Source organism: Acidimicrobiales bacterium, from assembly GCA_036273495.1.
Lineage (GTDB): Bacteria > Actinomycetota > Acidimicrobiia > Acidimicrobiales > JAJPHE01 > DASSEU01.
In genome coordinates, this window is sequence record DASUHN010000016.1 from 1 (window position 1) to 5,621 (window position 5,621).

Genomic DNA, 5,621 nt, shown 5'->3' on the forward strand with positions numbered 1-5,621 from the left:
TCGGGGGCGGCCCGGGTGTCGGCGGCGTCGCTCATCGACGGCGTGCGGTTCCTGCGGGGGTCGCTCGTCACCAGCATCTTCGCCATCGACTTCCTCGCCATGGTATTCGGGATGCCCCGCGCCCTGTTCCCGGCCCTGACCCACCGCCTGGGAGGCGGCCCCGCCCTCTACGGCCTGCTGCTGTCGGCGGTGGCGTGCGGCGCCTTCGTGGCCTCCCTCGCCAGTGGCTGGACGGGACGGATCAGCCGCCACGGCATGGCCGTGCTGGTGTCGGTGGCGGGTTGGGGTGCGGCCATAGCCGTGGCCGGTCTCACCCGCCGCACGTTCCTCGTCCTGGCGATGCTGGCCGTCGCGGGCGGCGCCGACATGATCTCCGGCGTGTTCCGCTCGACCATGGCCGCCGACGTCACGCCGGACGCGTTCCGGGGCCGCGTCAGCGGAGTGGAGTTCGCCGTCTATGCCGGCGGCCCGGTGCTCGGCGACGTCGAGGCCGGGGTCGTCGGGGGAGTGGCCGGCCTTCCCTTCGCCATCGTCTCGGGGGGAGTGGCGTGCACGGTCGTGGCCGGTCTGTTTGCGGCGCTGGTGCCGCGGCTGAGGCGCTATGTGCGCTCGGCCCGGCTGGTCGATCCCGGTGGGGCCGACGTTGGGAACCTCGCGACTACGCCGGGACGAAGTTGACGAGCCGGCCGGGGACCACGATGGCCCGCCAGTTGCCCTCCGACAGGTAGCCGGCCACCTTGGGCTCGGCGCGCGCCGCCTCCTCCATCTGGGGCCCGGTGGCGCCGGCGTCGATCTCCACCGTTCCCCGGAGCTTCCCCTTGACCTGGATGGCGATCGTGACGTGGTCCTGCCTGGTCCATTCGGGGTCGGCGACCGGGAAGGGCTGACGGGTCACCGACTCGGCGCCACCGAGCCGCTCCCACAGCTCCTCGCCCACATGGGGGGCCAGCGGGGAGAGCATGAGCACGAGGGGCTCGACTCCCTCCCGGCTGGGCTCGGGGCTCCGGGCCAGGGCCGTGGTCAGCTCCATCAGCCGGGCGATCGAGACGTTGAACCGGAGCGTCTCCATGCCGTCCCGCACGGCGTCGATGGTCCGGTGCAGCTCCCGCCGGGTCTCGTCGTCGAGGGGCGCATCGGTCACGCGCAGGGCTCCGGTCTCCTCGTCGACGACCAGGCGCCACACCCGCTGCAGGAAGCGGTAGACGCCCACGACCGCCTCGGTCTCCCACGGCCGGCTGGTGTCCAGTGGGCCGCTGAACATCTCGTATAGGCGCAGGGTGTCGGCGCCGTAGGCCTCGTACATCTCGTCGGGGGTGACCGAGTTCTTGAGGCTCTTGCCCATCTTGCCGTGCTCCCGGCTGACGGGCCGGCCCTCGTAGTAGTAGACGCTGTCCTTCTCGGTCACCTCGACGGCGGGGACGGGTTGGCCCCGCTCGTCCCGGAAGACGTTGGCCAGGACGTAGCCCTGGTTGAACAGGCGCTGGAACGGCTCGGGGGTCGTCACGTGGCCGAGGTCGTACAGCGCCTTGTGCCAGAACCGGGCGTACAGCAGGTGCAGCACGGCGTGCTCCACCCCTCCCACGTAGAGGTCGACGCCGCCGGGCTGCTTGTCCTCCTCGTCCCCCATCCAGTAGCTCTCGATGCCCGGGTCGACGAGAGCCCGGTCGTTGTGGGGGTCGAGGTAGCGGAGGTAGTACCAGCACGACCCGGCCCACTGGGGCATGGTGTTGGTCTCGCGGCGATAGCGGCGCGGGCCCTCTCCCAGGTCCAGGGTCACATCGACCCAGTCCCGGGCCCGGGCCAGGGGAGGCAGCGGGACGGTCATGTCCTCGGGGTCGTCCGACACCTCGGGCTCGTAGTTGTCCAGCTCCGGCAGCTCCACGGGCAGCTGGTCCTCGGGCAGGGCGTGGACCCGGTCGTCGTCGTCGTAGACGACCGGGATCGGCTCCCCCCAGTACCGCTGGCGGCTGAACAACCAGTCCCGCAGCTTGTAGGCGACCGCGCCCTGGCCCCGGCCGTGCTCCTCGAGCATCTCCGTGATGCGGGCCTTGGCCTCCTCCGTCGGCAGGCCGTCGATGACCGGCGAGTTGACGGCCCGCCCCTGCCCCTCGTAGGCCTCGTCCCACTTCCACTCCTCGGGGGCCTCGACCACGCACACCACCGGGAGGCCGAACTGCTGGGCGAACTCGAAATCCCGCTGGTCGTGGGCGGGGACGGCCATGATCGCTCCCGTGCCGTACCCGGCCAGGACGTAGTCGGCCACGAACACGGGGATCTGCTCGTCGTTCACCGGGTTGGTCGCGTACGAACCCGTGAACACGCCGGTCTTCCGGCGGCCCGTGCTCAGGCGGTCGACGTCGCGGATGCCACTCACCTCGGTCCGGTAGCCGCTCACGGCCTCGGCCGGCGTGGAGGTGCCGGCGGTCCAGTTGACGGGCGTGCCGGCCGGCCACTCCGCCGCCACCAGGCCCTCCAGGTCGCCGTACTCGGGGGCCACCACCATGAAGGTGGCGCCGTAGAGGGTGTCGGGCCTGGTCGTGTAGACCTCGACGGGCCTGCCGGCGGTGGGGAAGAACACCCGGGCGCCGGTGGAACGGCCGATCCAGTTGCGCTGCATCGCCTTGATCGGCTCGGGCCAGTCGAGGCGGTCGAGATCCTCGAGCAGGCGTTCGGCGTAGGCCGTGATCCGCATCTTCCACTGCCGCAGGGGCACGCGCGAGACGGGGTAGTTGCCGCGCTCGCTCCGGCCCTCGGAGGTGACCTCCTCGTTGGCCAGGACGGTGCCGAGAGCCGGGCACCAGTTGACCAGGGCGTAGTCCTGGTACACGAGCCTCTCGACCCGGTCGTCGGGCGCCTCGCTCACCGGCCGGGCCCGCCTGGTCTCCGGGTCGAACCAGGCGTTGTAGAGCTGGAGGAAGATCCACTGGGTCCAGCGGTAGTAGTCGACGTCGGTGGTGGCGATGGACCGGCGCCAGTCGAAGCCGAGCCCGAGCCGCTCCATCTGGCGGCGCATGTTGGCGACGTTCTCCTCGGTGGTGACCCGAGGGTGCTGTCCGGTCTGGACGGCGTACTGCTCGGCGGGCAGCCCGAAGGCGTCGAAGCCCATCGGGTGCAGGACGTTGTAGCCGGTCATGGTCTTGAACCGGCTGAACACGTCGGTGCCGATGTAGCCGAGCGGGTGGCCCACGTGGAGCCCGGAGCCGCTGGGGTAGGGGAACATGTCCAGCACGTACAGCTTCGGACGGTCGGCCACCCGGTCGAAGCCGGCCGCCAGGTTCCCCGTCGGGTTGGGCGTGTGCTGCGTGCCCTCCTCGGCCCACCGGCGCTGCCACTCCACCTCGATGCGGCCGGCCAGCGCGGCGGTGTAGCGGTAGGGGGGCGCCTCGGCCATGCGGCCAACGGTATGCGACGGGTCGCCAGACTCCATCGCATTCCCGAGACGTCGGGAGCCCGGCACCGCGCGGTGTCACATCCGGGTCGTAATCTACGAACATGTGTTCGATAAATCATGAGCGAGGAGACGAGGTCGGCCCCGGCTATGATCAACAACCCCGGGGGCGTAGCTCAGTTGGTAGAGCGCCTGCATGGCATGCAGGAGGTTCGTGGGTTCGATTCCCATCGCCTCCACCACCCCTCCAAGCGTGGATCACAGCTGTCGGATTCACGCTCGGAGGATTCATCGCCGGGGAAGGCTGCTTCAGCGTCACGCGCAAGCTGCCGGCGTACCGTGACGGGTCGGAACGGCTCCGCTTCGTGTTCACCGTGACCATGGCGAGCCGCGACCGGCCGCTGCTCGTGGCACTCCGGTCGGCTCTCGGTGTGGGCTCCATCACCGATCGCCCGAGCCGGAAGAAGGGTTGGGAGCCGGAGTCGACGTTCAGCGTCGGGTCGCACCGAGCTCATCGGCGGGCGACGATTCCGTTCGCAGAGGCGTTTCTGCTGCCCTGTGCCAAGCGCGAGCAGTTCGACCAATGGCGTGATCGGCTCTTCGCCTATGAGGAGGAGCATCCCAATCGCTGGGGCAACGGCCCATCGATGTGCTCGGTCCCGGGATGCGTCAAGCCCGTAAGAGGGCAGGGTCTGTGCCGCACCCACTACCACCATGTCACCGGCTACTGACTGGGCCTCATTCGTCGGCGGCCTGATCGCCGGCGAAGGGACCTTCGTCTGCACCGGGCGACGGCCCAGCTTCACATTCTCGATACGTCTCGGTGCGGCCGATGGGGACCTGTTGAGGGAGGTGAAGGAGTTCTTCGGCTGCGGCACCCTTCACTGGTATCCACGGCGCAAGGCCCACTACGACGACGAAATGGTCTTCCAGGTCCGGAGGCTGGCTGACCTGGTCGGCGTGGTGGTTCCTTACATGGACGAGCACCTCCCCCCCTCCTACAAGCGGCTGCAGTACGAAGCCTGGCGAGACAAGCTCGTCCTCTACTGCGACCAGCGGCCCCGGGGGCCCCGGCGGTGTGCCGTCCCTGGTTGTACGGAGCCGGCTCGGGCCTTGGATCGTTGCCGGCACCACTATTACCTGCTGACCGGTCGCTGACGGAGGGTCAGGCTGCCTTGAGCTGCGCCACCAGCGGGGTCAGGGCGCTGGAGTCGACCCCCGCCAGCCCGTAGAAGCTCATCCGGTCGACCAACCCGGCGAAGCGCTGGGCCAGCCGGGTGGGGACCTGACCGGGGTCCTCGGACACCACGGCAAAGGCGTCGAGGATGTCGTCGTCGATCAGGCGCCCCATGTCCTCCCAGCGGCCCTGCTTCGACAGCGAGTTGAGCTCGGACTGGAGGTCCCCCCAGCCGTGCAGCTCGAGGACGCTGCGGTAGGCGGGGGTCGATCCGTAGAAGGCGATCTGCTGGCGCACCGCCTGGCCGGTCTTGGTCATCTGGCTCTCGTCGGCGCCGGTGACGACGAAGGACGTGAGGGCTATCTGGAAGTCCGAGCGCCGACGGCCGGACCGGGCCCAGCCCGCCTCGAGCGCTGGCAGGGTGACGTCCCGGAGGTAGCGCTCGGTGGTGAAGCTGTGGAGCAGCATCCCGTCGGCCACCTCCCCGGCCACCTCGGTCATCCGTCCCCCGACGGCGGCGAGGAAGACGTTCGGGGTGCCGTGGGGGTTGGGCCCGGGATCGAAGAACGGGGTCATGAGGGTGTGGGTGTAGAAGTCCCCCCGGAACGACAGGCGGGTCCCGTTGTTCCACGAGTCCCAGATGGCGCGCATGGCCAGCACCATCTCCCGCATGCGGTCGGCGGGGTGGGACCACGGCATCGAGAAGCGCTTCTCTATGTGGGGTTTGATCTGGGAGCCGAGGCCGAGCATGAACCGGCCCCCCGAGTAGCGGTGGAGGTCGTTGGCCATCACCGCCAGGTTCATCGGGTTGCGGGCGAAGGCCACGGCTATCCCCGTGCCGAGCTCGACCCTGCTGCTGTGCTCGGCGGCCAGCAGCAGGGGCAGGAACGGGTCGTGCGCCGTCTCCGCCGCCCACACCCCGTCATAGCCGGCGGCCTCGGCCGCCCGCACCGCATCGGGGACCCGGTCGAGATCGCTGGGCACACCACCGTCGACGAGCACCGGCGGAAGCTAACCCGTCAGGTCTCGCCGCGCAGGAAGCGCTGCAGCTCGGCG

The 5,621-nt window shown here is 69.9% G+C and carries 5 protein-coding genes and 1 tRNA gene; 4 read left to right on the forward strand and 2 right to left on the reverse strand.

What is annotated here, in order from left to right; translation table 11 throughout:
- Nucleotides 1–678: MFS transporter (locus tag VFW24_00600; protein HEX5265249.1), on the forward strand; the 678-nt coding region annotated here is incomplete at its 5' end.
- On the opposite strand, the gene leuS is transcribed toward VFW24_00600, so the two are convergent.
- Nucleotides 659–3,391: a leucine--tRNA ligase gene (leuS, locus tag VFW24_00605; protein HEX5265250.1), complete on the reverse strand. Its 2,733-nt coding sequence runs from the start codon at nucleotides 3,389–3,391 to the stop codon at nucleotides 659–661. The two genes, VFW24_00600 and leuS, sit on opposite strands and share 20 nt — an antisense overlap.
- A gap of 162 nt (nucleotides 3,392–3,553) precedes the next feature.
- Between leuS and VFW24_00610 the strand changes: the two genes are divergently transcribed.
- From VFW24_00610 to VFW24_00620, 3 genes are all read left to right on the forward strand, one after another.
- Nucleotides 3,554–3,630: transfer RNA gene (locus tag VFW24_00610), tRNA-Ala, on the forward strand.
- A 48-nt stretch (nucleotides 3,631–3,678) separates the two neighbouring features.
- Nucleotides 3,679–4,119, forward strand: coding sequence for an LAGLIDADG family homing endonuclease (locus tag VFW24_00615; protein ID HEX5265251.1), 441 nt, complete (start codon nucleotides 3,679–3,681; stop codon nucleotides 4,117–4,119).
- Nucleotides 4,103–4,546: an LAGLIDADG family homing endonuclease gene (locus VFW24_00620; GenBank protein HEX5265252.1), complete on the forward strand. Its 444-nt coding sequence runs from the start codon at nucleotides 4,103–4,105 to the stop codon at nucleotides 4,544–4,546. The genes VFW24_00615 and VFW24_00620 overlap by 17 nt, the downstream gene beginning before the upstream one ends.
- Before the next feature lie 7 nt (nucleotides 4,547–4,553).
- Here VFW24_00620 and VFW24_00625 read toward each other — a convergent pair whose 3' ends face one another.
- Complete coding sequence (locus VFW24_00625; GenBank protein HEX5265253.1) at nucleotides 4,554–5,567, reverse strand: LLM class F420-dependent oxidoreductase; 1,014 nt, start codon at nucleotides 5,565–5,567, stop codon at nucleotides 4,554–4,556.
- Nucleotides 5,568–5,621: the final 54 nt, after the last annotated feature.

Bases quoted from the DNA above. Each gene is read 5' to 3' on its own strand.
- leuS (HEX5265250.1), bottom strand. From the start codon at position 3,391: ATGGCCGAGGCGCCCCCCTACCGCTACACCGCCGCGCTGGCCGGCCGC.
- VFW24_00620 (HEX5265252.1), top strand. From the start codon at position 4,103: ATGTCACCGGCTACTGACTGGGCCTCATTCGTCGGCGGCCTGATCGCC.